Genomic DNA, 23,648 nt, shown 5'->3' on the forward strand with positions numbered 1-23,648 from the left:
GCGCTCCCGGTCCATAGGCTCGCCACATGGACTGGGTCGAGGACTTCTACTCCCGCACCGGCGCCTGGTGGGCCGAGGCCGAATCCGGTGTGGGCGAACGCGACCGAGGCCGCGTCGAACGCCTGCACCGCCTCCGCGGCGCCGCGCCCGGACGCGTCCTCGAACTCGGGTGCGGCTACGGCGGCACCGCCGCCGCGCTGGCCGAGGCCGGGCACCGCGTCGTCGGCGTCGAGCTCTCCGGCCGCGCCGAGCAGGCCTTCGAGCACGCCGAGCGCCTCGGCCCCGACCGGCTGCGGATCGTGCGCGGCGACTTCTACGAGGTCGACCTGGACGGCCGCTTCGACGCGGTCGTGTACTGGAACGGCTTCGGCATCGGCTCGGACGCCGACCAGCGGCGCCTGCTGCGCCGCGTCGCCGATTGGCTCGCGCCGGGCGGCACGGCCCTCGTGGACGTGTTCAACCCGCTGGTGTGGGCCGGATGGAACGGCGACCTGGACCACCTGGAGGCCCGTCCCGAGGACGGCTACCGGCACGAGCTGCGCCAGCGCGTCGTGTACGACCCGGTCGCCAACGTCGCGCACGACACCTGGTGGGACACCGCCGATCCGGACCGGAAGATCACCCAGCGCCTCCGCTGCTACAGCCCCGCCGACCTGCGGCTGCTCCTGGAGGGCACGGGCCTGCGCCTCGGCGGCATCCTCGCGGGGGACGAGGCGATCGACATCGACGCCGAGCACGGCGGACACGCCGCCCTCCTGAGCGGGCACCACGAGTACCTCGCGGTGCTCACACCGTCGACAGAGGACGGTCCTTCAGCAGCTTCCTGATGGGCCCGAGCGCCACCCGGAGCGGGACGAGACGGGTCGCCGCGTCCCGGACCGCGGCGGCGAACGTACCGGTGTTGAACATGAGCGGCGCTAGCTGACGCGAGTTGTCCTGCGCCGCCTCCACCCGCGGGCGCTGTGCCCGTTCGAACGCCTCCAGCGCCGCACGCACGCCCGCGGGCTCGCAGTCGCCGACCGCCTGCGCGAGCGCCCACGCCGACTCCATCGCCATGCCCGCGCCGATCCCGGCGGTCGGCAGGAACCCGGCCGCGGCGTCGCCCACGAGGACCGTGCGCCCCGAGGACCATGCGGCGCAACGGCGGTCGGTGAGGCTCCAGTAGTAGGAGCGGCGCCCGTCCACCGCCTCGGCGAGGACGCGGGCGATGCGCCCGCCCGGATCGGGGGCCGCCTCGCGCAGCCGCTCGACCAGCGCGCCGAGGCCCGCCGCGGCCTCGTCGGCGCCGCGCGGGGCGCAGAGGATGACGCCGAGGCGGCCCTTGACCGGGTAGGTCCCGGCGAACATGCCCGCGGCCCACAGCTCCTCGCCGAGGTCGGCGTCCGCGTCCGGCTCGGCCCACACCACCCAGCCGCCCCAGCCGGTGTCATAGGCGCTCACCGACTCCGGCGGGAGCACGAGTGCCCTTGTGGCGGAATGGAGTCCGTCGGCGGCTATGACGAGGTCGAACTCGGCGGTCACGGCGGTGCCGTCCTCGTCGAGCGTCACGCGGGCGGCCTCGGGGCCCTCCTCGATCGCGGTGACGGTGGTGCGGTGCGCGACCGGCCCGCCGTGCGAGGCGAGGACGGCGAGGAGTTCGCCGCGGCCGATGCCGCGGTAGTCGCCGTAGGCCGACATGAGGGCCTCCAGCGAGTACTCGCGGACGACGGCGCCGTGGCGCCCGCGGATGCGATAGCGGTCCATGGGGACGCTGGCCGCGCGGTAGGCGTCGGTGAGGCCGAGCCCGGCGAAGACCTGGTCGACCAGCGGCATGAGCGCGAGCATGTACCCGCACGGCGCATCGGGCCCGCCCTTCTCGGCGAGGACCGGGTGGAGGCCGCGGGCTCGCAGCGCCTGGGCCGCGGTGAGCCCGGCGGCGCCCGCGCCGACGACGAGGACCCGGAGGCGGTCGCGTGCGGCCGCGTCGATCTGGGCGTGCAGGGGGACTGGCTGGAGCATGGCCTCTCCGATCGTTTGGACCACCTGGTCCACTCCACCGTAACACGGTTGTGGACCACCCGGTCCAATCGCTTGCTAGGCTGGGGCCCATGACCGTCCGCGAAACCGGAGCCCTGCCGCCCGAACGGCGTCGCGACCTCCTGGCGACCGCCGCCGAGGAGTTCGCCGCCGCCGGGTACGAACGCGCCTCCCTCAACCGCGTCATCAAGGCCCGGGGGATGAGCAAGAGCTCCTTCTACCACTACTTCGACTCCAAGGAGGCCCTGTTCGACGCGGTCGTGGCCGACCTCGGCACAGGTGCGGCGGCGGCGCTCGGCACGCCCGACCCGGAGGCGTTCGCCGACGAAGGCTTCTGGGACGGTCTCGCCGCGCTCGCGGGCCGACTCGCCGCCGACGAGGACCTCCGGCTGCTCGGCCGCCTCTTCTACCTCCCCGACGCTCCGACCGGCGGCGCGCTGGCCGCCACGAGAGCGGCGGTCGAGGACTGGATCTACCGCGCCCTGAAGGCGGGCCGCGCGGCCGGAGCCGTCGGCGACGACCTCCCGGTGGCGCTCCAACGCCACCTGCTCAAGGCGGTGCTGTGGGCCATGGACGAATGGTCGATCGCCCACGCGGAGAGCATGAGCGAGGACGAACAGCGAGCGCTCGCGACGGCGCAACTCGAAGCGCTCCGGCGCCTCCTCGCGGGCTGACCACTACCGGCGCGAGGCCCCCGGGCCCGGCTCGATCCTGCCGTGCCGCCTGGTCGGATGCGTAGGGCCGCAACCGAAAGCTCATGGCCGCATCCGACGGTGCCCTGCGATTCGCAGCACTGCGGGACGGGGAGTGTCGGGGTCTTGCAAGAAGGCGCGCGGCGACCGCGCGCGAGGAGCCTCGCTAACAGCGCCGCATCGGCGCCCGGAACAGCACCTCTATGTAGACGATCCGCTCGTGGACCACGTCGAGGATGAGCATTCCCTCCGCGGGGTCGAGCATGACGTTGCGGTGGCCGGGTCCGTACGGCGTCCCGGGCGGGTGCTCGGCGGTGCGGAGGCTCTGGCAGAAGTCGTCGCGGCACTCGCAGGGCGCGACCAGCCGCACGTCCCGCACCACGATCGACAGGTACCGCTCGCCGTCGGCTTCCAGCAGCCGGGCCAGCTCCTCCACGAGCTCGGGGTACACCTCGCGCACCAGCGGGTGCTCATCCTCCATGAACACCGAGCATAGCGGCGCCGGTCGAGCCGCCCGGCTACCCTGGTGTGCCCGCATCCGGAAGGACCCCATGCCGACACTCGCGCTGCCCGACTGCCGCAACGCCCGCGACCTCGCGGGCACCCCGCTCCCCGGCGGCCGCGCGGTCGAGCCCGGGGCACTCCTCCGCTCGGACAACCACGACCGTCTCACCCCCGAAGGCGTCGCCGCCGTCCGCGCCCTCGGCGTCGCCCGCATCGTGGATCTGCGGCACCGCTGGGAGGCCGAGGCGTTCCCGAGCCCGTTTCGCGGCGACCCCGTCTATCGCAACGTCCCGATGGAAGGCGAGGACACCGATCTCGCCGCGGTGGACGACGGCCGTGTCCTCCTCGACCGCTTCCCGGCCGAGACGGCCGCCGCCTTCGGCGCCGTCGCGAAGGCACCACCGGGCCCGGTCCTCGTGCACTGCCATGCGGGGCGCGACCGCACGGGCACCCTCATCGCGCTCCTTCTCGCCGTCGCGGGCGCCGACGCCGCGGCGATCGCCGACGACTACGCGCTCACGCCCGGCGCCGAGCGCGGCGCCATGATCGGCCTCCTCGACCACCTCGACCGCCGGTACGGCGGCGCACGCGCCTACCTCGCCGGCGCCGGAGTCTCCGCCGCGCAGCTCGACGCCGCCGTGCTCCGGTTGGGCGGGTGATCGTGGACGAGTTGTTCGCGCCGTTGGGCGCCAAGGCGTTCGCGCACATCCGGGACCTCGCCGACGGGCGGGGGATCGGTGTGGGGGAGGAAGAGCCGGTCATTCTCGTGTCCGTGGTGAAGCTGTTCATCGCCTGGGAGTTCCGGTGCCAGGTCGAGGAAGGGCTCATCGACCCGGCCGCGCCCGTCCGCGTCACGGCCGCCGACCGGCTCGGCGGGACCGGGACCGCCGGGTTCCGGCACGACGCGCACATCGCCGCATGGGACCTCGCGGCGCTCATGATGGAGGTCTCCGACAACACGGCCGCCGACCTCGTCGCCGGGCTCCTCGGGCCCGGCGCGCTCCGGGGGCTGCCCGCCCGGCTCGGGCTCAAGCGCACCAGGCTCATCGGCCCGCCCCGCGCCATCCTCGAAGACGTCGCCAGGGACCTCGACATCGCCGACCTCGAAGCCCTCGCGCACGTCCTCGCCAGCGGCGCCGTCTCGACCGCCGAACTGCGCGGCACGAGCGCCTGGGACCCCATGCGCACCAACGCCTCCACTCCCGCCGACATGACCGCGTTCCTGCGCCTGATCTGGAACGGCCCCGCCGCCGTCGCCGCCGACCTGCGCGCCTGGACCGCCCGCCAGCTCACCGGCGGGCGCCTCTCCCGCCTCGCCCCCAGCGAGGTCCGCGTGTTCGGCCGCTCCGGCTCGCTTCCGGGCTGGCGCAACGAGGTCGCCGTCTGGGAGTGGCCCGACGGCAGGCGCCACGCCATCGCCGTCTTCGTCCAGGTCACGCGCGACAACACCCGAGAGGTCGAGCTCGCCATGAGCCGCGCCGCGCTCGCCCTGACCGAACGCCTCGGTCAGTAGATCTCGGTCCACGGGCGCGGCGGGTCCGCCGGGTCGGCCTCGGCCGCGCGGCGCACCAGCTCCCGCATCCGCCGGTGCCGCTTCAACAGGTCCGGCGCCTCCCGCATGAGCACGTGCCCGGCCGGGGTGAGCCGGACGCGGCCGCCCGAGCGGTCGAACAGGTCCGCTTCGAGCTCCTTCTCCAGGCGCCGGATGCGCTGGCTCAGCGGCGGCTGCTCCATGCCGAGCCGCTCCGCGGCCCGACCGAAGTGACGTTCTTCACCAACCACCAGGAAGCATTCCAAGTGCCGCATGATGTCCACGCGGCAACGATATCAACACGCGTATCGGCCGATTCGCGTGTTGATATTGGACGGTCGGCCGGAACCGGGCTTGACTGTCCGCCATGACCACGACCCATGACTCGACCCCGTCCCTTCGCCGCCGAGGCCTCCTCAAGGGCACCGGCGCCGCCGCCATCGCCACCGCCGCGGGGGGAGGCGGCCTCGCCGCCGCCCAGGCCGCGAGCCCGACCGTGCGCCTGCGCTGGCTCGGCACGAACGCCTGGGAGCTGAGCACCGACACCGCCACCGTCCTCATCGACCCGTGGGTGAGCCGCTTCCCGACCGGCGCCTACACGCCCGAGGGCGCCGACCCCGAGACCGAGATCGAGGTCCACCGGGACGTCGTGGACGAGCACCTGCCGAAGGCCGACACCATCCTCGTCACGCACGGGCACTGGGACCACATCGCCGACGTGCCCTACGTCGCCGAGAAGACCGGCGCCACGGTGCTCGGGACCGAGACCCACCTCAACCTGCTGCGCGCCATGGACGCCCCGGCCGAGCAGCTCTCGCAGGTCGTCGGCGGCGAGCTGTACCGCTTCACGAACGAGGCGGGCGCCGAGTACACCGTGGAGGTCTTCAAGTCCTCCCACTCCACCCGCGGCGAGCACAAGCAGATCCAGTTCGGCGGCACCCTGCCTGGCCGGGCCCCCAAGCGCCCCAAGCGGATCAAGGACCTCGTGGAGGGCGGCAGCCTCACCTACCTAGTCGACTTCGGCGGCGTGTCGTTCTTCAACCTCGGCTCGGCGAGCTTCCACGAGCACGAGATCGAGGGCATCCGCCCCACGGTCCTGTTCCTCCAGCCCGGCGGCGGCCACTCGCCCGACTTCGTGGAGCGCCTGCTCGCCGCCACCGGCTACCCGCCGTACGTGGTCGCCTCCCACTGGGACGACTTCGACGAGCCGCTCACCGAGCCGGCCGAGATCGGCGCGGACTGGAGGCCGCTGCGCGACCGCGTGGCCGCCGCGAGCCCCGACACCGAGTTCATCGTCATCGACCACCTGGAGAGCCATGAGTTCTGAGGTCACCGTCCGCTGGCTCGGCACCAACGCCTGGGAGGTCACAGGAGGTGCGGGCACCTTCCTGGTCGACCCGTACCTCTCGCGCACCTACACCGGCGCCACCGTCGAAGGCGCCTTCGACCCGAAGACCCGGCTCACCGTGGACGAGGCGGCCGTGGACGCGCACGTCGGCGCCGCCGACGCGATCCTGGTGACCCACGGCCACTTCGACCACATCGCCGACATCCCGTACGTCGCCGAGAAGACCGGCGCCACCGTGCTCGGCACCGAGACCCACCTCAACCTGCTGCGGGCCATGGGAGCGCCCGAGGCGCAGCTCGCCCAGGTCGGCGGCGGGGAGCTGTACCGGTTCGAGGACTGGACCGTCGAGGTCTTCCCGGCCTCGCACGGGGTCTCCGGCAGGCACAAGTCGCTGCTGTTCCCCGGGACGCGGCCGGGCCCGGCCCCGAAGCGGCCCGAGCGGATCGAGGACCTCGTGGAGGGCGGCAGCCTCGCCTACCTGCTCACCTACGGCACCGTCTCGCTGTTCTTCAACGGCACGCCCGCCTTCCACGAGCGGGAGGTGGCCGGCATCCGCCCGACCGTCCTGTTCATGCAGGGCCCCAACCCGCACTACCCGCGCTACGAGGAGCGGATCATGGCCGCGACCGGCCACCCGCCGTACGTGATCCCGACCCACTGGGACGACTACGAGCTGCCGCTGACCGAACCGGCCGTGGACCTCTTCGGCGCCGCGGCCCTCGGGGAGCGGCTCGCCGAGGTCAGCCCCGACTCGCGGTACGTGCTCCTGGACCATCTGGAGTCCTTCACGATCGAGGCCTGAGCGACCCGCCGCGCCCGGGGGTCAGATCCAGCCCTGCTCCCAGGCGTGGCGGGCCGCCGCGTGCCGGGTCCGCTTGTCCAGCTTGCGCATCGCCGTCGACAGGTAGTTGCGCACCGTCCCCGGCGCGAGGTGCAGCTCCGCCGCGATCTCCTCGATCGTGCCCCCGCCCCTGGTCGCCCGCAGCAGGTCCAGCTCCCGGTCCGTCAGCGGCGAGCGGTCCTCGGTGAGCGCCGTCGCGGCGATGTCCGGATCGATGTAGCGGCGCCCGGCCGCGATGTCGCGGATGATGCGCGCCAGCGACTCCGCGGGCGTCGTCTTCGGCACGAACCCCGACACGCCCGCCGCCAGCGCCCGGCGCAGCACGCCCGGCCGGGCGTGGCGCGTCACCAGCATGAGCCGGGTCTCGGGGGAGCGTTCGCGGATGCGCTCGGCCGCCCACAGCCCGTCGCGCGGGGGCATCTCCAGGTCCAGGACCGCCACGTCCGGGCGGTGCTCGGCGGCCAGCTCGACCGCGTCGGCGCCGTTGTCGGCCTGGGCGACCACTGCGAAGTCCGCTTCGAGTCCGAGCAGGACAGCAAGGGCCTCGCGCACCAGCGTCTCGTCGTCGGCGATGAGCAGCGAGGTCATCGCCGCAGCCGCCTCGGGACCTGACGCAGGAGCCGGCGCGGCCGCGCCTGGACCGGCGGCTGCGGGCGCGGCAGCGTCCCCTTGAGGACGAACCGGTCGCCGTCGTGGGCGTGCTCGACGCTCCCGCCCGCCTCGCCGAAGCGCTCGGTCAGCATCGACAGGCCGTTGCCGTCCCCGACCGGCTCCGGAGCGCCGTTGTTGGTGACCGTCACCGTCACCGAGGCGTCGACCTCCACGATGGACACGTTCGCGGCGGTCGGCTCGGCGTGCCGGATGAGGTTCGTCGTCGCCTCCCGCACCAGCAGGCCCAGCAGCCGCTCGGTGTCCTCGTCGAGCCGCGGCGCGGCGTCCGGCACCGTCGCCTGCACGCCCGCCGACTTCAGAATCCTCGCGGCCGAATCGATCTCGTCGGCCAGCGCCACCTTCCGGTAGCCGCCCACGACCGCCCGCGTGTCCTTCAGCGCATCCCGCGCCAGGTCCTCGACCGCGCGCATCTCCGCGGCGGCCCGGTCGGCGTCCACCTCAAGCAGCCGCCGCGCGACCTGGGACTTCAACGCGATCGCCTGGAGGTTCCCGCCCTGCACGTCGTGCAGCTCCCCGGCGAACCGCAGCCGCTCCTCGGCCACCGCCAACTCCGCCGCCACCCCGCGGGCCGTCTCCAGCTCGCGCGCCACCTGGTAGTGCCACAGCTGGCAGACGATCCCGCCCGCGATCGCCGGCACCAGCAGCACCGACATGAACACCGCCTCGCGTTCCATCAGGCCCGCCTGCGCCAGCACCGCCGCAGCGGCCAGCGCCGCGCCCCAACCTGCCAGCAGCGCCCGCGCCCGCTTCCCCGGCGCCGCCCACAGGGCCGCCTCCGCGACCAGCAGGCCCGCCGGGGCCGCCCACGCGGGGCCGACCGAGGACTGCCGCGCCTCGACCACAGCGCCGGCCACCAGCATCGCCAGCGAAGCGCCCCAGAAGATCCGCCGCCGCCACCTGCCCTGCCCGTGCCAGTGCAGCGCCAGCGCCGTCGTGCAGAACGCCGCCGAGGCCGTCGCCGCGCCGGCCGCCAGCGGCAGCGCCGTGCCGTCCAGTCGGGCGCCCGCCAGGAACAGCGCCGCAGCGAACAGCGCCATCGGGCCCGAACCGATCAGGGTGAAGAACGTGTAGTGGCGCAGGCGGCTCAAATCACGCGCGGGACGCTCATCTCTCAGGGACACCCCGCGATTCAACCACCCGCGCCCCGCATGACATCTGTCAGCTCGACCGGCACCCGGATCTCACCGCGACCGGTGCGCATTCGGCACTACCGGCCCCGCCCCCGCGCCGGAAGGATCGAACCATGACCACCACGACCGGCCCGGCCTTCCCCGCAGTGGACGTCCGCGGCCTCACCTGCCGGTACGGCGCCTTCACCGCCGTCGACGACGTCTCCTTCGCCGTCCACCCCGGCGAGCTGTTCGCCCTCCTCGGCACCAACGGCGCGGGCAAGACCACCACCGTCGAGACCGCGCTCGGGCTGCGCCGCCCCGCCGCCGGCACCGTCGCCGTCCTCGACCGCGACCCCGCCCGCCACCGCCGCGACCTCGCCCGGCGCGTCGCCGCCATCGGCCAGGAGACCGGCTTCGCCGAGGGCCTCACCGTCGCCGAGACCCTCCGGCTGTGGACCGACCTGCACCGCCTGCCCCCGCGCCCCGCCGCCCTCGACCGCGTCGACCTCGCCCACCGCGCCGACCTCCGCGTCGGCGACCTCTCCGGCGGCGAACGGCGCCGCCTCGACCTCGCGCTCGCCGCCGCGACCGAGCCCGAAGTCCTCTTCGCCGACGAACCCACCCCCGGCCTCGACCCCGCCTCGCGGCGGCGCACCTGGGACCTCCTGCGCGACCTCACCGCCGCCGGGACCGCCGTCGTCCTCACCACCCACTACCTCGACGAGGCCGCCGAACTCGCCGACCACGTCGCCATCATGGACCGCGGCAGGATCGTCCGCTTCGGCACCGTCGCCGAGGTCACCGCCGCACACGAAGCCCGGATCACCATGCGCCCCGAACCGTTCGACCCACTAGACCTGCCCCCGCTCGAAGGGCGGACCGCGATCGACGGCGACACGCTCACCGTCCGCACCACCGCCCTCCAGGCCGACCTCCACCGCCTCCTCGACTGGGCGGCCCGCACCGGCGTCGACCTCGGCGACCTCAAGGCCGGCCCCGCCACCCTCGACGAGGTCTTCGCCGAACTCGAATCCGCCCGCACCGAACGGACCCGCGCATGACCGCCCTCGCCCTCGCCGTCGCCGAGACCCGCCTCATCCTCCGCGACCGCACCGTCCTCCTCACCGCCGCGATCCTCCCGCTCCTCCTCGCCGTCCTCATATCCCGCTCCGGCATCGCCGCCACCGCGGGCGCGCCCGGCGCCCTCGCTGCCGTCCAACTCGCCATGCTCCAGCTCTTCGGGCTCTACACGACCACCACCATGACCCTCGCCGCCCGGCGCCAGCAGCGCTACCTCCAGCGGCTGCGGACCTCCCCGGCCTCCACCGCCTCCATCGTCACCGGACTCGCCGCACCCCTCGTGCTCATCGTCCTGGCCCAGGCCGCGATCGTGCTCGCCGCCACCGGCTGGGCCACCGACTCGGCCCCCGTCCGGCTCGACCTCCTCGTCCTCGCCTTCGCGAACGGCGCGGCCACCGCCGTCGCCCTCGGCTTCCTCACCGCCTCCTTCACCAAGAGCCCCGAAGCCGCCCAGATCACCGTGCTCCCCGGCATGCTCGTGATCGTCTTCGGCGTCTTCGCGGCCCTGACGCCCGCGGGGGAGACGGTCGCCCTCCTGCGCTCGGCCGTCCCCGGCGCCGCCCTCGCCGAGCTGACGCGCCTCGCCTGGGACGGCCCCGAACCCGGCACCGCGCTCCTCGCCGCGCTGGCCCGTCCGCTCGCGGTCTCGCTCGCCGTCGCGGCGGCGCTGTCGTACCTCGCGGCCCGCCTGTTCCGCTGGCGGCCGCGCTCCTGAAGGGCGCCGCTGGCTTGTGGCGGGGCTGCCTGATGGCGGGGCTGTCTGATGGAGGGACAGGGCATCGGCTGAACAGCTGAATCTCGAACCGGCGGCCCCGACGCCTTGACCGGTAAGGCGCGCGGAATTAGGCTTGGGCGATATCGTCGGCATTCCCGAAAACCGTATGTTGTGGACACATGGTCGACAGCGGCGACCAAAGGCGGCATGAGAATGCCGCCGGCCCACCACGACAATGCGCATTCACCGCCCGATCCAATGGCGCATTCGGCCGCCGTTCATCGCCCGGACGCCGACGGTCTCCGACACCCGCGAACGACCGTCCCTACCTACGACTGCCCTCACGAACGACTCCGGAGCCCGCTCCCCAGATCCGGGGGAGCGGGCTCCGGCTTTCGCGCCGCCCGAGTAGATTCCGGTCATGACCGAACCCGAAGCGCTCATCGACGACCACGGCCGCCCCGAACCCCCCGTCGCGGGCGACGAGGCCGCCACCCTCCTGGGCTTCCTCGACTACCAGCGCGCGACCTTCGCGTGGAAGACCGCCGGGCTCGACGCCGCGGGCCTGAACGCGACCGTGGGCGTGTCGACCATGACCCTCGGCGGGATGCTCAAGCACCTCTCGTACGTCGAGACCGACTGGTTCGCCAGGTTCCTGCTCGCCCGGCCCGCGGGCGAGCCCTGGGACTCGGTGGACTGGAAGGCCGACCTCGACTGGGACTGGCACTCCGCCGCCGACGACGAGCCCGACGATCTGCGCTCGCTGTGGCGCGGGAGCGTCGAGACCGCCCGCGCGCTCACGGCCGAGGCCCTCGCCGACGGCGGCCTCTCCCGTCCCGCCGCCACCGCCTGGTCCGACGGGCGCCGCCCGACCCTGCGCTGGATCCTCGTCCACATGATCGAGGAGTACGCGCGGCACAACGGCCACGCCGACCTCATCCGCGAGTCGATCGACGGCGAAGTCGGCGAATAGGGGCAAGGCCACCACTCCGATGGAATGACTCGGAAATGCAGCTCGGATCGCCCGCGACCGACCACAAGTGATAAAGGTGTGCGAAAGGCCTTCTCGCAGTGAGACAACTGCGCTACGGTACGTGTGTCTCCCGCCCCCAATGGCGCCCCCCGCCAACGGAGAGAGGACCCTCCATGCGCCGCACCACCCCGCGCCTGCGATTCGTGAACGCTTTGACCGCACCTGCGGCCCGCGCCCGGCACCGGCCCGACAAGGTCTTCGACGGCTTCCTCGCCAAGGAGCGGGCCGCGCCGGGCGACGCGGCCCTCACCGAAGAGGACGAGCGCTCGCTCGAGAACCTGCGGTCCCTCCTGCACCGCATCGCCGCCGTCGACACGCTCAGCGGCGTCGGCTGGCTCTCGGTCCACGACATGATCAGGACCCGCATCAACAACCTCTTCCACGTCAGGCGCCTCCAGGCCGCCCACCCCGAGGTCCTCGAAGAACGGATCGAGGCGCCGGTCTTCGTGATCGGCCTGCCGCGCACCGCGACCACCCTGACCCACAAGATCCTCGCGAACGCCCAGGGCGGCAGGGGACCGTACATGTGGGAGATGGACAACATCGGCCTGCCGCGCTCGGTGGACGACGAGGCCCGGCTGCGCCGCCAGACGCAGCGCAAGCTCGACCAGATCCTCACCCTCAGCCCCTCCTGGGGCCGCATCCACCCCGTGCGCGCCGACTGGGTCGAGGAGATCTACTTCCTGCTCAACCAGAGCCGCCTGCACAACACCATGGCGCCCATGCCCGAGTACGTCGAGTTCCTGCGCGACTACGACGCCCGGCCCGACTACCGCTTCGTGCGCGACGCGCTCCAGATCCTCCAGCACCGGCGCCCCGCGCCCCGCTGGATGCTCAAGCACCCCGACTGCCTGGGCGAGACCGCCGCGATCCACGACGTCTTCCCCGACGCGAAGTTCGTGTGGACGCACCGCGACCCGCACACCGTCATGGGCTCGATGTGCTCCATGGCCGAGTCGCTCGGGTACCTCCACAACAGGCCCAAGGGCGTCGACCCGCACCGCATCGGGCGGATCTGGCTCGACATCCTGCCCGAGATGGTCGAGCGGGCCCGCGTGCAGCGCACCAGGATGCCCCGGGAGAACACCGTCGACGTCGCCTACCACGCCATGATGGCCGACCCGTTCCGCCACGTGCCCGAGCTGTTCGAGCAGCTCGACCTCAAGTGGTCGGACGCCGACGAACGCAACCTCGCCGACGCCCTCGACCGGCCCCGCGACCAGCGCGGCCACGAGTACTCGATGGTGCACTACGGGCTCGAACCGGAGATGATCGACAAGGCCTTCGGCGACTACGGGCTCTTCGTGGACAACCTCAACGCGGGATCACACCACTAGGTGAACTCGACGCCGGTGAGCGGGACGCCCCGGAACGCGGCGAGCCGCTCGGCCTCGGCCTCGACCGCCGTGCGCTCGGGGCCGGTGAGGGCGCGCCAGGGCTCGACGGCGACGGTGAACCGCTTCCCGGACTTGCGGGGTCGCCACAGTGCCGCGATCTCGCCGCTCGTCAGGACCGCGCCCGGGCGGCCGAGCACGGGCCACAGGGCCTTGCGGCGCACCGGGTCCGGCACCATCGAGGCCCGGTCCCGGTTCTGGAGGAACAGGTCGTAGGGGCCGACGAGCCTGGTGCCGCCCGCCTCGGCGCCGCGCAGCGCGTCCTCGTCGGCCGTGAGGATCCAGCGGGCCTCGCCCTCCACGTCGACCTCGACGGCGTCCTCCGGCCAGTGCGCCTTGACCTCCTTGACCGGCGAGTCGAGGTACTCGGCGGCCTCCTTGACGGTGGCGGGCCCGCACAGGCGCAGGTACGCGCGCAGCGGATCGAGCCGGTCCTCGAACGCCTCCGCGGGCGCGAACCCGGGGACGGGCCGCAGGACCGGCGGTGAGGTGTGCGGCTCCAGTTCGAGCCCGGCGCGGACCGCGGCGATCCGGAACGGCTGCTCGTAGACGTGCACGGCGTCGCACACCCGGCAGAAGCGCTGGTACGGCTCGGGCAGCGCCGCGTTGAGGCGCGACGACAGCTCGCCCTTGGCGGTAGGGGCGGTCACGATCGCCCGCATGTGCCCGGCGACGACGTCGAGCGCCTCCAGGATCGGGATGCCGGCGGCCTTGAGCGGCTTGGCGGCGTCGAAGATCCGCTTGGCGGCGTCGGCGTCCGACCAGGGCGCGACCGCGGCGGCGACCTGCGCGAGGTCGGCGCGCCGGTAGCAGTGCGGCGCGCCCCGCAGGGTCCACAGCCACACCAGGTCCCGTTCCTCGATCGCGGCGGTGTCGACCCCGCGCGCCTCCAGCGCCCACAGGGCCCCGTCCGGGCCGGTGTCCTGCGCGCCGAGGTCGAGGACGGCGGTGTCGGCGAGGCTCCCGGCCTCCCGGTCGAGCTGCTGGGCGTGCACGCGGTACCTGGTGACCAGGCGACGGTCGATCATGGCCCCACGGTATCCGCCGAGGCCGACATCGGGGCCCGACTCCAGTTCGTCGCGAAGCGATGAATCCGCGGTGCGGGCCTCGTCATAACCGGCAAGAGCCCGAAACTCCCGAAAGTGTGAGACATCATGAGCGCCAACGACATCGCCCCCGAAACCAACGCCGCGGCCGGCCCGGGCCGCGCCCTGAACGTCACCCTGTGGGTCCTTCAGATCCTGCTCGCCGTGTTCCTCATCGTGGCCTCCGCCGGGCCGAAGCTCATCGGCCACGAGTCCGCCGCCGAGGGCTTCGACCTCATCGGCTGGGGCGACTGGTTCATGTACTGCATCGGCGCCCTCGAACTGGCCGGCGGCGTCGGCCTGCTCGTCCCGCGCCTGGCGGGCCTGGCCGCGATCGGCCTGAGCCTGCTCATGGTCGGCGCCGCGATCTTCAACGCCACCGTGCTCGACTTCCCCGTCTACACCCCGCTGATCCTGCTGGTCCTCTTCGTCTTCATCGCCTGGGGACGCCTCTACCAGACGCGGCGCCTGTTCGCCTACGGCTTCAAGCAGGCCGTCTGAACGCGCCCGCACCCCTGCACGGCACAGGGCCGGTGGCATCGCCACCGGCCCTTTCGCTCGCGCGGAACGCGGGGGAGGGGCCGCCCCGGTTTGCAGGCTGGGGCGGCCCCACTTGCGGAGTGCTGGATCAGACCTGGACCGCGCGGCGGCGGGCCAGGATCATCGCTCCGGCGCCGCCCGCGAGGAGCACCGCGGCGGCGACGAGGACGATCATGAGCGGCGAGCCGGTGACCGGCAGCTTGGGCGTGCCCGCGCCGGCGACGTCGGTCGCGGTCGGGTCGTCGTCGCCGCCGGTGCCGCCGCCGGGGTTCCCGGTCGGCTCGCAGGTGGTGTCGGGGGCGTCGGCGAGTTCGACGGTGAAGGACACGGCGTCGAGGTCGGTGCCCTCGGGATAGAAGCCGCCGAAGAAGTCCACGCCCGCGGCGGCGACCGTGGCGGGGGCGGCGTCGACGCCGATCGCGCCGTCGGCGACGGCGAGTCGCTCGACCGCGACGTTCGCGATGAGGGCCTCGCCCGAGTAGAGGGCCAGGCCGCCGTCGACGCTGGCGACCCGCAGGTCGACCAGGTCGAGGTCGAGTTCGCCGTCGTGGCCGTAGAAGTTCACGCCGCCTTCGAAGGAGGCGTCGAGCGCGCAGGTCTCGGCGGTGAAGGCGCCCGAGGCGTCGGGGAAGCGGTAGGTGCCGTCGCCGTTGTCGGCGGCCGGGTCGAGGACGGTGATCTCGCCGTGCGCGATCGGGCCGGTCACGTAGTCGCGGAAGGACTGCTTGACGCCCCAGTCGGCGGCGCCGCCGGTGACCTCGTAGACCGTGGCGGGCTCGCCGGTCGGCTCCTCGGTCGTCTCGGTGGGCTCCTCGGTGTCGGTCGGCTCCTCGGTGGTCGGCGGGTCGATCGGGGCGTTCATGTCGGTCTTGATCGCGATCGAGACCGGGTCGAGCGCGGTGCCCGCCGAGTAGAACCCGGCGAAGGCCTCGGCGCCCGCTTCGGTGAGCGTGGTCGGCACGTCGTCGAGGCGCGCGAAGCCGTCGGTGTTCGTCCACGGCGAGGCGACCCCGCTGTAGTCGAACTCGGCGATGACCACGTCCTGCGAGGGCTCGCCCAGGGACGTCACGTCGGCGATGATCTCGCCGCTGTACGAGCCGTGGTCGGCGGTGAACTCGATGTTCTCCAGCAGCAGGTCCAGCGCGCCGTCGTGCCCGTAGAAGTGGACGCCGCCCTCGGTCGCGGCGGTGTAGGTCTGCGCCCCGAGGTCGGTGACGCCCTCGGCGCCGCCGAAGGTGAAGGTGCCGTCGCCGTTCTGCGCGGCGCCGTCCGAGACGGTGATCTCGCCGTGCGCGATCGGGCCGGTGATGTAGTTCCGGAACGAGGCCTTGACGCCCCAGGTGACGGAGCCGTCCACGATCTCGTACTTCGTCGCGGTCTGGGCGGCGGCGGGGGCGGCCGCGAAGGCGACGGCCGCGCCTGCGCCGACCACGAGGGCGGCCAGGCCCGCGATACGCTTTCGGGTGGGGGACTTCATGGGTGCTATTTCTCCTTGTCGTTTCCCGAGCCCTCGGCAGAGGGCGCGGCGGGCGGGGCGGTGGGGCCGCCCCGCCCGTTCTCAGCGGAAGCGTCGGCATCGGCGGGGGTGGGCTCCGCTGCCGGTTCCACGGTGGTCTCGGCGGCCTCGGGGCCGGTGCGCCCGCGGCGCCGAGTGATCGCGACGGCCGCCGCCGCGGCGGCCAAGACGACGAGGAGCGCGGCCGGGACGATCCACACCAGCGGGTTCGCGCCCTCTTCAGTGCGCTCGGCGGCGGCGGTCGCCTCGGGCGTGTCGCTCGGGCTCGCCTCGACGGGGTCCGAACCCAGGTCCGGGAGCGGCGGGAGGACCGCGTCGGCGGTGAGCGGGACGGCGATGAGGATCGGGTCCATGGGGTCGCCGGCCTGGTAATAGCCGCCGAAGACGGGGACGGCGGCCTCGGTGAGCGTGGTCGGCACCTCTTCGGCGATCAGCAGCCCGTCGGCCTCGGTCAGCTCGGCCTCGAAGGCCACCAGGTCGATCCGTTCGCCGCCGACCTCCGCGGAGAGCACGCCCTCACCGGCGGTCGCGGTGACGACGGGGTCGGTGACGGCGAGGTCCACATCGGTGCCGGTGAACGCGACGGTGCCCTGGTAGGACAGTTCGTAGTCGGTCGCGGTGGCGGTGCCCGCGCCTTCGGTGAAGCGGAATACGGCCCCGCCGTCGGCCGCGCCGTCCTCGGTCGCCCAGGCGCCGTCGGCGATGTCGCCGGAGACATATTCGCGCCAGGAGGCGCGCACGCCCCAGTCGAGGACCGCGCCGCTGACCGTGTCGTCCTCCGTTGCGGCCGTGGGCGACTCCTCGGCCTCTTCAGTCTCGGGCGCTTCGGCGGCGACCACGTCGGCGGAGAAGGACACGGGGTCGAGCGCCTGGCCGGCCTCGTAGTAGCCCGCGAAGGCGGCGGCGCCGTTGGCGGTGAGGGTCGCCGAGGCGCCCGAGACCGAGGCGGTGCCGCCGGAGACGTCGAGGGCGGCGCCGCCGAGCGAGGCCATGTCGGTGCGGGAGCCGTTGACGTACACGTAGAGCGTGCCCGAGGAGCCCGAGTACTCGACCGAGGGGTTCGCGAAGGTCACGTCGAGTTCGCCCTCGTGGCCCCAGAAGTAGACCCAGCCCTGGTAGTCGATCACCGCGGTCCCGTCCTCGTAGGACCCGCTCGCCGAGTGGAACCGGTAGGCGCCGTCGACGGTGGAGGCGCCGTCGCCGGTCTGTATCTCGCCCTGGGCGATCGGGCCGGTGATGTAGGTCCGGAAGGACGCCTTGACGCCCCAGTCGAGCCGGCCGCCGGAGAGGTCCTCGGCGGCGGCGGGGGCGGCCCACAGCAGGAGCGAGGCGACCAGCGCGGTCGCCGCGAGCAGTGCCCGGGCGGCGCGGGCGGTGGCGTGGGGCATGGCGGGGGACCTCCGTCTGGGCAAGTGATGGAGGCAAGGCTAACCTAAGTTAGGTCAGGCTTGCAAAGGGGGTGCTAAGAATACTTAGTGCTACCTAACTTAGGCTCGACCGGCCCGACCGAGACTGGAGAACGCCCGTGCGCAGAAGCCGCCCCCGCTGGACCACCCGCGCCGCCGCGGCCATCGCCGCGCTGATCGCCCTCACCGCATGCAGCACAGGCGAATCCGACGCCGACGCGGCGCTCTTTGAAGCCGTCGACCGCGTCGAGCCGATCGCCGAGGGCGTCGACCCGGTCCTCCCGGCCACGGTCACCGACGCCACGGGCGAGGCCGTCACGATCGACTCGGCCGAGGCGATCGTGCCGCTGTCGGGGTCGCTCTCGGAGATCGTCTTCACGCTCGGCCTCGGCGACCGCGTCGTCGCCCGCGACATCACCGCGACCTTCGAGCAGGCCGCCGACCTCCCCGTCGTCAGCCACGGCCACGACATCTCCGCCGAAGGCGTCCTGTCGCTCCAGCCCGACCTGATCCTGGCCGAGACGAGCTCGGGCCCGGACACGGCGCTCGACCAGATCGAGGCCGCCGGAGTGCCCATCGTGGTCTTCGAGCCCGCGACCGGCATCGACTCGGCCGCCGAACGCATCGGGGCCGTCGCCGCCGTGCTCGGCGTCCCCGACCTCGGCGCCGAACTCGTGGCGCGCACCGAGGCGGGCATCGCCGCCGCGACCGAGGGCATGGACCTCTCCGACCCGCCGCGCGTCGCGTTCCTGTACCTGCGCGGCTCGGCCTCGGTCTACATGATCGGCGCCCGCGACTCCGGCGCGACCTCGCTCATCGAGGCCGCCGGAGGCGTCGACGCGGGCGCCGCAGCGCTCGAAGGGGACTTCGTGGAGCTCACCCCCGAGGCGCTCGCGGCCGCCGCGCCGGACGTGATCCTCGTGATGGACAAGGGACTCGACTCCGTCGGCGGCGTCGCGGGCCTGCTGGAGATCCCCGGGGTCGCGCAGACCCCCGCGGGGGAGCACGAGCGGATCGCGCACTTGCCCGACGGGATCATGCTCAACTACGGGCCCCGCACCGGCGACGTCGTCGCCGACCTCGCCGCGCAACTGCACGGGACGGAGGGATGACGGCCCTCGCCGAGCGCCCGGCCCGGACCCCGCCCCGCGCCGAGCGGGCCCGGACCCGCCCGGGCGCCGCCGTCCTCCTGGGCCTGGGCCTGGCCGTGCTGCTCGCCTTCGGCGTCCTCGTCTCGGCCGCCAACGGCGCCTTCGCGATCGCGCCGGGCGAGATCCTCTCCTCGATCGGCCACCGGCTGTGGCTCGGCGGCGAACCCGTCGCGGGCACCGGCGAGAGCGTCCTGTGGAACATCCGCTTCCCCCGCATCGTCCTCGGCGTCCTCGTCGGCGCCTGCCTCGCCTGCGCGGGCGCCCTCATGCAGGGCATGTTCGGCAACCCGCTCGCCGAGCCGGGCGTCATCGGCGTCAGCTCCGGCGCGGCCGTGGGCGCCGTCTGCGCCATCGCGTTCGGCCTCACCTTCGCCGGGAACTGGACGATCCCGGTGTGCGCCTTCCTCGCCGGTCTCGCCACCGTCGCGATCGTGTACCTCCTCTCGCGCTCGGGCGGGCGCACCGAAGTGGTCACGCTCGTGCTCACCGGCGTCGCCGTCAACGGCCTCGCCGGGGCGCTCATCGGCGTCTTCATCTTCTACGCCGACAACGACGAGATCACCGCGATCACCTTCTGGCAGATGGGCAGCCTCTCGCAGGCGACCTGGCCGAAGATCCTCGCCGTCGCGCCCCTGGCGGCCCTCGGCCTCGCCGCCGCGCCGTTCTTCGCACGCCGCCTCGACCTGCTCGCCCTGGGGGAGCGGCCCGCCCGCCACCTCGGCGTCGACGTCGAGCGGATGCGCCTGCAACTCATCGTCATCGTCGCCCTGCTCACCGGCGCGGCCGTGGCCGTCTCCGGCGTCATCGGCTTCATCGGCCTCGTCGTGCCGCACCTCGTCCGCATGGTCGCCGGGCCGGGGCACCGCACGCTCCTGCCGCTGTCGGCCGCGGGCGGCGCGGCCGTCATCGTCTGGGCCGACCTGGCGGCCCGCACCGTCGCCGCCCCCGCCGAGGTCCCCCTCGGCATCCTCACCGCACTCGTCGGCAGCCCCTTCTTCTTCTGGCTGCTGCGACGCACCCGACGACGCCAAGGAGGCTGGGCCTGATGCGAACGCGATCCGGCACCCGCGACCCCGGCCCCGTCCCCGACGTCCCCGCCCTCGTCACCGGCCTCCGCGTCGCCCTCGGCGGCAAGGAGATCCTGCGCGGCATCGACCTCGAAGCGCGGGCCGGGGAGGTGCTGAGCCTCGTCGGCCCCAACGGCGCCGGCAAGTCCACCCTGCTCGCGGCCCTCTCCGGCGACCTCCGCGCCGACGCGGGCGAGGTCGAACTCTGGGAGCGGCCCATCGGCGCCTGGAGCGCCCTCGACACCGCCCGCCGCCGCGCCGTGCTCCCGCAGGCGCACACCGTCTCGTTCCCCTTCACCGTCGGCGAGGTCGTCGCCATGGGCCGAGCGCCCTGGACCGGCACCGGCCGCGGCGGCGACGACGAGGAACGCACGGCCGCCGCCCTCGCGCTCACCGAGGCCGCCGCCTTCACCGGCCGGGCCTTCACCTCCCTCTCCGGCGGCGAGCAGGCCCGCGTCATGCTCGCCCGCGTCGTCGCCCAGGACGCCGGGCTCGTACTCCTCGACGAGCCCACCGCCGCACTCGACCTGCGCCACCAGGAACTCGTCGGGCGCCTGTGCCGCACCCTCGCCGCCGAAGGCCGCGCCGTCGTCGTCGTCCTCCACGACCTCGGCCTCGCCGCCGCCTACTCCGACCGGTGCGCGCTCCTGTCCGAAGGCCGCCTCGCCGCCTGCGGCGCCCCCGCCGAGGTCCTCACCGCCGAGCGGATCGGCGAGGTCTACCGCCAACCGGTCACAGTGGACGCCGACCCCGCGACCGGCGCCCCCCGCGTCACCCCCCTCCGGGGCGTGCCGGACACCGCCGATGGCACCGGTCTGCTAGACATCACCCATGGCTGACAAACCCGGACTGCCCTTTCGCAGAAGTCTCTCGCAGAGCCCCCCGCTGACCGCCGGCCTCCTCCTCGGACTGGGCCTGGCCGTCGCCTACGCCCTCGTCTGGTCGGTCAGGGAGCTGAGCACCGTCATCACCGCGCTGGTCGTGGCGACCTTCCTCGCCATCGGACTCCAGCGCATCGTCGGCGGCATGACCAAGCGCGGGATGCCCCGCTGGCTCGCCATGACGCTCCTGCTCCTCGGCGTGGCACTGGTCTTCTGCGGCGGCATCGCCGCGATCATCCCCGCGCTCGTGCGCGAGACCACCGAGTTCGTCGACAACGTCCCCACCTACTACAACTCCCTCATGGACAGCCGCCTCGCGGAACGCTTCGGCGGCGAATCAGGCCTCCTGGAACGGGCCCAGAGCGTCCTGACCACCGAGAACATCTCCAAGGCCCTCGGCGGCGTCGCAGGCGGCGCCGCCTCGGCCGCCAACGGCCTCGTCTGGACCGTCACCACGATCCTGCTCACCGTCTTCATCCTCGGCGCCTACACGCAGCTGCGCACCGGCGTCGTGCGCCTCGTCGCCGCCTCCAAGCGCGAGCAGACCGACCGCATCCTCGAAGGCATCCTCCGCCAGATCGGCGCCTACCTCATCGGCGCGCTCGCCATCGGCCTCCTCGCGGGCGTCTCCTCGTGGATCTTCATGGCCATCGTGGACATCCCCTACGGCGCCATCCTCGCCCTCCTCGTCGCGCTCCTCGACCTGATACCCCAGATCGGCGCGACCATCGGCGCCGTCGTCGTGACCCTCGTGGCCTTCGCCGTCTCGCCGATGACCGCGCTGGCCTCCGCGATCTTCTTCATCGCCTACCAGCAGCTGGAGAACTGGGTCATCTACCCGACGGTGATGCGCTCGGCCGTGAAGGTCTCCAACCTCGCCGCCATCGTCGCCGTCCTGGTGGGCGGCACGCTCTTCGGCGTCGTCGGCATCGTCCTGTCGGTGCCCATCTACGCCGCCATCCGCCTCATCGGCAAGGAGCTCGTCCAGCCCCGCCTCGACAACTCCTGACCCGCATAGGGCGACGGGGCCGGCGGCGCATACCCGCGCGCGCCACCGGCCCCGTCTTCCACGCCAGCATAGGACCGCCCCGCAACCCTCCGAGCCGTCCGGACCGGCGCCCGAAACGAGGATTGCCGCCGCGCCCCACGGGCCGTACTGTTGTGCCGTCCGGCCGCGCGCGAGCGGCCCTCCCCGAGAGGAAACGCCCGTGTTCGGCACCGTCGACCTGTGGACCTACGTCGTCGCTTCCGTCCTCATCATCCTGCTGCCGGGACCGAACTCCCTGTACGTCCTCTCCGTCGCCTCCCGCCGCGGCCGCCGCGACGGCTTCAAGGCCGCCGCCGCCGTCTTCTGCGGCGACTCGGTCCTCGTCATCGCCACCGCCGCCGGACTCGCCACCGCGTTCGCCACCTCGCCCCTGCTCTACAACATCGTCCGCTGGGCGGGCGTCGTCTACCTCTCCTACCTCGCGTTCGGCCTCATCCGCGGCGGCGTCAAGGCCTGGCGCGCCGCCCACCGCGGCGACGCCCCCGCCGAAGCCCCCGCGCCCGCGGCCGCCGCCAACGAGCGGCCCTTCACCAGGGCGCTCGTCGCGAGCCTGCTCAACCCCAAGGCCATCCTGTTCTTCGTGTCGTTCTTCGTCCAGTTCGTCGACCCGACCTACGCCTACCCGGCCCTGAGCTACGGCGTCCTCTACGTCATCATCCAGACCATCTCCATGGTCTACCTGACCACGCTCATCCTCGCCGGGGACGGCCTCGCCCAGGCCTTCCGGCGCCGCCGCAGGCTCGCCGCCCTCGGCAACGGCATGGTCGGCGCCGTCATGATCGGCTTCGCCGCCAAACTCGCCACCGGCTAGGACAGGCCCTAACCCGCCGGTCCGGCGCTGGCGGACCATGCCGCGCAGGAGCCGCTTCGGGCTCGGCGCGGGCGGCAGCGGCTCGGTGCCTTCGACGGCGAACGCCCGGAGCATCTGGCCCACGAACCGCCGCGAAGCCTCCGGGGCGGCGTCGCCCGCCACGGCGAGCACGCCCGCGTTCGCCATGAGCAGGATCGGCAGGTCCTCGCCGATGAAGTCCGGCCGCAGCCGCCCCTCGGCCTTGGCCCGCACTACCACCTCGGTGAACGCCTCGAACGCCTCCTGGCGCGCCCGCTCCATGCCCTTCGCCGACGCGAAGCTCATCGCCAGCACCTCGGCGAACCCGCGGTTGTCGGCCTGGAGCTCGCACACGGTCGCCACGTAGCGCCGGAACCCGTCCCACGCGCACGGGTCCTCCCGCGCGGCCAGCGCCGCCTGCCGGTTCGCCTCCATGGCGTCGCCGAAGACCGCGGCCACGAGGTCCGAGCTGGTGGGGAAGCGGCGGAAGAGCGTGGCGATGCCGACGCCCGCGGCGCGGGCGATGGAGGCCATCGAGGCGCTGAGGCCGTCGCGCCGGTAGACGCCGCGGGCGGCGTCGATGATGCGGTCCCTGTTGCGCTCGGCGTCGCTGCGCAGGCGGCGGGCCCGCCCGCAGCGACCGGTCTCCTCGCTCGGTTCCATCGGCACATCCTACCCAAGTGGAATGCCCTATCCGCTTGCGTTGTTACACTCGGCGTCAACAACCGGAAAGGGCACTCCGTTTAGCGGAGGCACCGCCCGACCTGCTCAAGGAGTCAACCCCGTGAACGTGTTCCTGTGGATCCTGCAAGGCCTGCTCGCCGCCGCCTTCCTCGCGGCCGGGACGATGAAGGCGACCCAGCCGAAGGAGAAGCTCGCCGGCCCGATGCCGTGGGTGAACGACTTCCCGGCGGCCACCGTCAAGTTCATCGGCGCCACCCAGATCGCCGCCGCCCTCGGCCTGATCCTGCCCGCCGTCACCGGCATCGCCGTGATCCTCACCCCGCTCGCGGCGGTCGGCCTCGGCCTCATCATGGTCCTCGCCGGGATCTACCACGCCCGCAAGGGCGAGCCGTTCATCGTCAACATCGTGATCCTCGTCCTGGCCGGCGTCGTCGCCTGGGGCCGCTTCGGCCCGTACCCCCTCTAAGAACCCGTAACTATTTCGTCTCTGGTGCGTTGTTCTG

At 73.2% G+C, this 23,648-nt stretch carries 26 protein-coding genes and 1 pseudogene; 18 read left to right on the plus strand and 9 right to left on the minus strand.

Features of this window, described 5'->3' with window-relative positions:
• Positions 1 to 26 precede the first annotated feature (26 nt).
• Entirely contained in the window at positions 27 to 827 is an 801-nt protein-coding gene (locus E9998_RS18455; RefSeq protein WP_136531168.1) for a class I SAM-dependent methyltransferase, read from the plus strand.
• On the opposite strand, the gene E9998_RS18460 is transcribed toward E9998_RS18455, so the two are convergent.
• Positions 787 to 1,998, minus strand: a complete 1,212-nt coding sequence (locus tag E9998_RS18460; protein ID WP_136531169.1) for an FAD-dependent oxidoreductase — start codon at positions 1,996 to 1,998, stop codon at positions 787 to 789. The two genes, E9998_RS18455 and E9998_RS18460, sit on opposite strands and share 41 nt — an antisense overlap.
• Positions 1,999 to 2,087: 89 nt before the next feature.
• Between E9998_RS18460 and E9998_RS26815 the strand changes: the two genes are divergently transcribed.
• Positions 2,088 to 2,690 carry a TetR/AcrR family transcriptional regulator gene (locus E9998_RS26815; RefSeq protein ID WP_136531170.1) on the plus strand — a complete coding sequence of 201 codons (603 nt, stop codon included), beginning with the start codon at positions 2,088 to 2,090 and terminating at the stop codon, positions 2,688 to 2,690.
• A gap of 184 nt (positions 2,691 to 2,874) precedes the next feature.
• Here E9998_RS26815 and E9998_RS18470 read toward each other — a convergent pair whose 3' ends face one another.
• The gene (locus E9998_RS18470) at positions 2,875 to 3,189 is read right to left on the minus strand and encodes a hypothetical protein (protein WP_204745523.1); all 315 of its coding nucleotides are present in this window, start codon (positions 3,187 to 3,189) and stop codon (positions 2,875 to 2,877) included.
• A 70-nt stretch (positions 3,190 to 3,259) separates the two neighbouring features.
• Between E9998_RS18470 and E9998_RS18475 the strand changes: the two genes are divergently transcribed.
• Together E9998_RS18475 and E9998_RS18480 are read left to right on the plus strand one after the other, a co-directional pair.
• Positions 3,260 to 3,871: a tyrosine-protein phosphatase gene (locus tag E9998_RS18475; protein WP_136531171.1), complete on the plus strand. Its 612-nt coding sequence runs from the start codon at positions 3,260 to 3,262 to the stop codon at positions 3,869 to 3,871.
• A 2-nt stretch (positions 3,872 to 3,873) separates the two neighbouring features.
• A complete protein-coding gene (locus E9998_RS18480) occupies positions 3,874 to 4,725 on the plus strand; it encodes a serine hydrolase (protein ID WP_158299869.1) in 852 nt (283 codons plus the stop codon).
• Here E9998_RS18480 and E9998_RS26820 read toward each other — a convergent pair.
• Positions 4,719 to 5,018, minus strand: a complete 300-nt coding sequence (locus tag E9998_RS26820; protein ID WP_158299871.1) for a LysR family transcriptional regulator — start codon at positions 5,016 to 5,018, stop codon at positions 4,719 to 4,721. The two genes, E9998_RS18480 and E9998_RS26820, sit on opposite strands and share 7 nt — an antisense overlap.
• 92 nt (positions 5,019 to 5,110) lie before the next feature.
• Here E9998_RS26820 and E9998_RS18490 point away from each other — a divergent pair, with 92 nt between their 5' ends.
• Positions 5,111 to 6,070, plus strand: a complete 960-nt coding sequence (locus E9998_RS18490) for an MBL fold metallo-hydrolase (protein WP_136531174.1) — start codon at positions 5,111 to 5,113, stop codon at positions 6,068 to 6,070.
• Positions 6,060 to 6,893 carry an MBL fold metallo-hydrolase gene (locus tag E9998_RS18495; protein ID WP_136531175.1) on the plus strand — a complete coding sequence of 278 codons (834 nt, stop codon included), beginning with the start codon at positions 6,060 to 6,062 and terminating at the stop codon, positions 6,891 to 6,893. Before E9998_RS18490 ends, E9998_RS18495 begins: the two co-directional genes overlap by 11 nt.
• 21 nt (positions 6,894 to 6,914) lie before the next feature.
• Here the strand turns inward: E9998_RS18495 and E9998_RS18500 are convergent, their stop codons facing one another.
• Together E9998_RS18500 and E9998_RS18505 are read right to left on the minus strand one after the other, a co-directional pair.
• Entirely contained in the window at positions 6,915 to 7,520 is a 606-nt protein-coding gene (locus tag E9998_RS18500; RefSeq protein WP_136531176.1) for a response regulator transcription factor, read from the minus strand.
• Entirely contained in the window at positions 7,517 to 8,725 is a 1,209-nt protein-coding gene (locus tag E9998_RS18505) for a sensor histidine kinase (protein WP_136531177.1), read from the minus strand. Before E9998_RS18505 ends, E9998_RS18500 begins: the two co-directional genes overlap by 4 nt.
• 122 nt (positions 8,726 to 8,847) lie before the next feature.
• Here E9998_RS18505 and E9998_RS18510 point away from each other — a divergent pair, with 122 nt between their 5' ends.
• The 4 genes from E9998_RS18510 to E9998_RS18525 all read left to right on the plus strand — a co-directional run bounded on the left by E9998_RS18510 (position 8,848) and on the right by E9998_RS18525 (position 12,881).
• The gene (locus tag E9998_RS18510) at positions 8,848 to 9,777 is read left to right on the plus strand and encodes an ABC transporter ATP-binding protein (protein WP_136531178.1); all 930 of its coding nucleotides are present in this window, start codon (positions 8,848 to 8,850) and stop codon (positions 9,775 to 9,777) included.
• Positions 9,774 to 10,511: an ABC transporter permease gene (locus tag E9998_RS18515; protein ID WP_136531179.1), complete on the plus strand. Its 738-nt coding sequence runs from the start codon at positions 9,774 to 9,776 to the stop codon at positions 10,509 to 10,511. Before E9998_RS18510 ends, E9998_RS18515 begins: the two co-directional genes overlap by 4 nt.
• A gap of 421 nt (positions 10,512 to 10,932) precedes the next feature.
• On the plus strand, positions 10,933 to 11,484 hold the full coding sequence (locus E9998_RS18520; RefSeq protein ID WP_136531180.1) for a DinB family protein: 552 nt from the start codon (positions 10,933 to 10,935) through the stop codon (positions 11,482 to 11,484).
• 173 nt (positions 11,485 to 11,657) lie between these two features.
• Positions 11,658 to 12,881: a sulfotransferase family protein gene (locus E9998_RS18525; RefSeq protein ID WP_136531181.1), complete on the plus strand. Its 1,224-nt coding sequence runs from the start codon at positions 11,658 to 11,660 to the stop codon at positions 12,879 to 12,881.
• Here E9998_RS18525 and E9998_RS18530 read toward each other — a convergent pair.
• Positions 12,878 to 13,966, minus strand: a complete 1,089-nt coding sequence (locus tag E9998_RS18530) for a winged helix DNA-binding domain-containing protein (RefSeq protein ID WP_136531182.1) — start codon at positions 13,964 to 13,966, stop codon at positions 12,878 to 12,880. The two genes, E9998_RS18525 and E9998_RS18530, sit on opposite strands and share 4 nt — an antisense overlap.
• Positions 13,967 to 14,092: 126 nt before the next feature.
• On the opposite strand from E9998_RS18530, the gene E9998_RS18535 reads away from it, so the two are divergent.
• A complete protein-coding gene (locus E9998_RS18535; RefSeq protein ID WP_136531183.1) occupies positions 14,093 to 14,524 on the plus strand; it encodes a DoxX family protein in 432 nt (143 codons plus the stop codon).
• 127 nt (positions 14,525 to 14,651) lie between these two features.
• Here the strand turns inward: E9998_RS18535 and E9998_RS18540 are convergent, their stop codons facing one another.
• Together E9998_RS18540 and E9998_RS18545 are read right to left on the minus strand one after the other, a co-directional pair.
• A complete protein-coding gene (locus E9998_RS18540; RefSeq protein WP_136531184.1) occupies positions 14,652 to 16,040 on the minus strand; it encodes an HtaA domain-containing protein in 1,389 nt (462 codons plus the stop codon).
• A gap of 5 nt (positions 16,041 to 16,045) precedes the next feature.
• Positions 16,046 to 17,467, minus strand: a complete 1,422-nt coding sequence (locus E9998_RS18545; RefSeq protein WP_136531185.1) for an HtaA domain-containing protein — start codon at positions 17,465 to 17,467, stop codon at positions 16,046 to 16,048.
• A gap of 137 nt (positions 17,468 to 17,604) precedes the next feature.
• On the opposite strand from E9998_RS18545, the gene E9998_RS18550 reads away from it, so the two are divergent.
• From E9998_RS18550 to E9998_RS25935, 6 genes are all read left to right on the plus strand, one after another.
• Positions 17,605 to 18,597: a heme/hemin ABC transporter substrate-binding protein gene (locus tag E9998_RS18550; RefSeq protein WP_136531186.1), complete on the plus strand. Its 993-nt coding sequence runs from the start codon at positions 17,605 to 17,607 to the stop codon at positions 18,595 to 18,597.
• A complete protein-coding gene (locus E9998_RS18555; RefSeq protein ID WP_136531187.1) occupies positions 18,594 to 19,682 on the plus strand; it encodes a FecCD family ABC transporter permease in 1,089 nt (362 codons plus the stop codon). The genes E9998_RS18550 and E9998_RS18555 overlap by 4 nt, the downstream gene beginning before the upstream one ends.
• The gene (locus E9998_RS18560) at positions 19,682 to 20,542 is read left to right on the plus strand and encodes a heme ABC transporter ATP-binding protein (protein WP_136531188.1); all 861 of its coding nucleotides are present in this window, start codon (positions 19,682 to 19,684) and stop codon (positions 20,540 to 20,542) included. Before E9998_RS18555 ends, E9998_RS18560 begins: the two co-directional genes overlap by 1 nt.
• Positions 20,535 to 21,593 carry an AI-2E family transporter gene (locus E9998_RS18565; protein WP_136531189.1) on the plus strand — a complete coding sequence of 353 codons (1,059 nt, stop codon included), beginning with the start codon at positions 20,535 to 20,537 and terminating at the stop codon, positions 21,591 to 21,593. The genes E9998_RS18560 and E9998_RS18565 overlap by 8 nt, the downstream gene beginning before the upstream one ends.
• A gap of 199 nt (positions 21,594 to 21,792) precedes the next feature.
• Positions 21,793 to 22,443 carry a leucine efflux protein LeuE gene (leuE, locus tag E9998_RS18570; RefSeq protein WP_136531190.1) on the plus strand — a complete coding sequence of 217 codons (651 nt, stop codon included), beginning with the start codon at positions 21,793 to 21,795 and terminating at the stop codon, positions 22,441 to 22,443.
• Between the two features lie 37 nt (positions 22,444 to 22,480).
• Positions 22,481 to 22,828: a hypothetical protein gene (locus E9998_RS25935; RefSeq protein WP_204745524.1), complete on the plus strand. Its 348-nt coding sequence runs from the start codon at positions 22,481 to 22,483 to the stop codon at positions 22,826 to 22,828.
• Positions 22,829 to 22,920: 92 nt separating this feature from the next.
• On the opposite strand, the pseudogene E9998_RS27160 reads toward E9998_RS25935, so the two are convergent.
• Positions 22,921 to 23,124, minus strand: a pseudogene (locus E9998_RS27160) (helix-turn-helix domain-containing protein); the annotation flags it as partial.
• A 121-nt stretch (positions 23,125 to 23,245) separates the two neighbouring features.
• On the opposite strand from E9998_RS27160, the gene E9998_RS18580 reads away from it, so the two are divergent.
• The gene (locus tag E9998_RS18580) at positions 23,246 to 23,611 is read left to right on the plus strand and encodes a DoxX family protein (protein WP_136531191.1); all 366 of its coding nucleotides are present in this window, start codon (positions 23,246 to 23,248) and stop codon (positions 23,609 to 23,611) included.
• Positions 23,612 to 23,648: the final 37 nt, after the last annotated feature.

This window comes from Glycomyces paridis, from assembly GCF_004912155.1.
GTDB classification, from domain to species: domain Bacteria; phylum Actinomycetota; class Actinomycetes; order Mycobacteriales; family Micromonosporaceae; genus Glycomyces; species Glycomyces paridis.

Coding starts and splice junctions, on each gene's coding strand:
- E9998_RS18455 (WP_136531168.1), top strand. CDS start 27: ATGGACTGGGTCGAGGACTTCTACTCCCGCACCGGCGCCTGGTGGGCC.
- E9998_RS18460 (WP_136531169.1), bottom strand. CDS start 1,998: ATGCTCCAGCCAGTCCCCCTGCACGCCCAGATCGACGCGGCCGCACGC.
- E9998_RS26815 (WP_136531170.1), top strand. CDS start 2,088: ATGACCGTCCGCGAAACCGGAGCCCTGCCGCCCGAACGGCGTCGCGAC.
- E9998_RS18470 (WP_204745523.1), bottom strand. CDS start 3,189: ATGGAGGATGAGCACCCGCTGGTGCGCGAGGTGTACCCCGAGCTCGTG.
- E9998_RS18475 (WP_136531171.1), top strand. CDS start 3,260: ATGCCGACACTCGCGCTGCCCGACTGCCGCAACGCCCGCGACCTCGCG.
- E9998_RS26820 (WP_158299871.1), bottom strand. CDS start 5,018: ATGCGGCACTTGGAATGCTTCCTGGTGGTTGGTGAAGAACGTCACTTC.
- E9998_RS18490 (WP_136531174.1), top strand. CDS start 5,111: ATGACCACGACCCATGACTCGACCCCGTCCCTTCGCCGCCGAGGCCTC.
- E9998_RS18495 (WP_136531175.1), top strand. CDS start 6,060: ATGAGTTCTGAGGTCACCGTCCGCTGGCTCGGCACCAACGCCTGGGAG.
- E9998_RS18500 (WP_136531176.1), bottom strand. CDS start 7,520: ATGACCTCGCTGCTCATCGCCGACGACGAGACGCTGGTGCGCGAGGCC.
- E9998_RS18510 (WP_136531178.1), top strand. CDS start 8,848: ATGACCACCACGACCGGCCCGGCCTTCCCCGCAGTGGACGTCCGCGGC.
- E9998_RS18515 (WP_136531179.1), top strand. CDS start 9,774: ATGACCGCCCTCGCCCTCGCCGTCGCCGAGACCCGCCTCATCCTCCGC.
- E9998_RS18520 (WP_136531180.1), top strand. CDS start 10,933: ATGACCGAACCCGAAGCGCTCATCGACGACCACGGCCGCCCCGAACCC.
- E9998_RS18525 (WP_136531181.1), top strand. CDS start 11,658: ATGCGCCGCACCACCCCGCGCCTGCGATTCGTGAACGCTTTGACCGCA.
- E9998_RS18530 (WP_136531182.1), bottom strand. CDS start 13,966: ATGATCGACCGTCGCCTGGTCACCAGGTACCGCGTGCACGCCCAGCAG.
- E9998_RS18535 (WP_136531183.1), top strand. CDS start 14,093: ATGAGCGCCAACGACATCGCCCCCGAAACCAACGCCGCGGCCGGCCCG.
- E9998_RS18540 (WP_136531184.1), bottom strand. CDS start 16,040: ATGAAGTCCCCCACCCGAAAGCGTATCGCGGGCCTGGCCGCCCTCGTG.
- E9998_RS18545 (WP_136531185.1), bottom strand. CDS start 17,467: ATGCCCCACGCCACCGCCCGCGCCGCCCGGGCACTGCTCGCGGCGACC.
- E9998_RS18555 (WP_136531187.1), top strand. CDS start 18,594: ATGACGGCCCTCGCCGAGCGCCCGGCCCGGACCCCGCCCCGCGCCGAG.
- E9998_RS18560 (WP_136531188.1), top strand. CDS start 19,682: ATGCGAACGCGATCCGGCACCCGCGACCCCGGCCCCGTCCCCGACGTC.
- E9998_RS18565 (WP_136531189.1), top strand. CDS start 20,535: ATGGCTGACAAACCCGGACTGCCCTTTCGCAGAAGTCTCTCGCAGAGC.
- E9998_RS25935 (WP_204745524.1), top strand. CDS start 22,481: ATGCCGCGCAGGAGCCGCTTCGGGCTCGGCGCGGGCGGCAGCGGCTCG.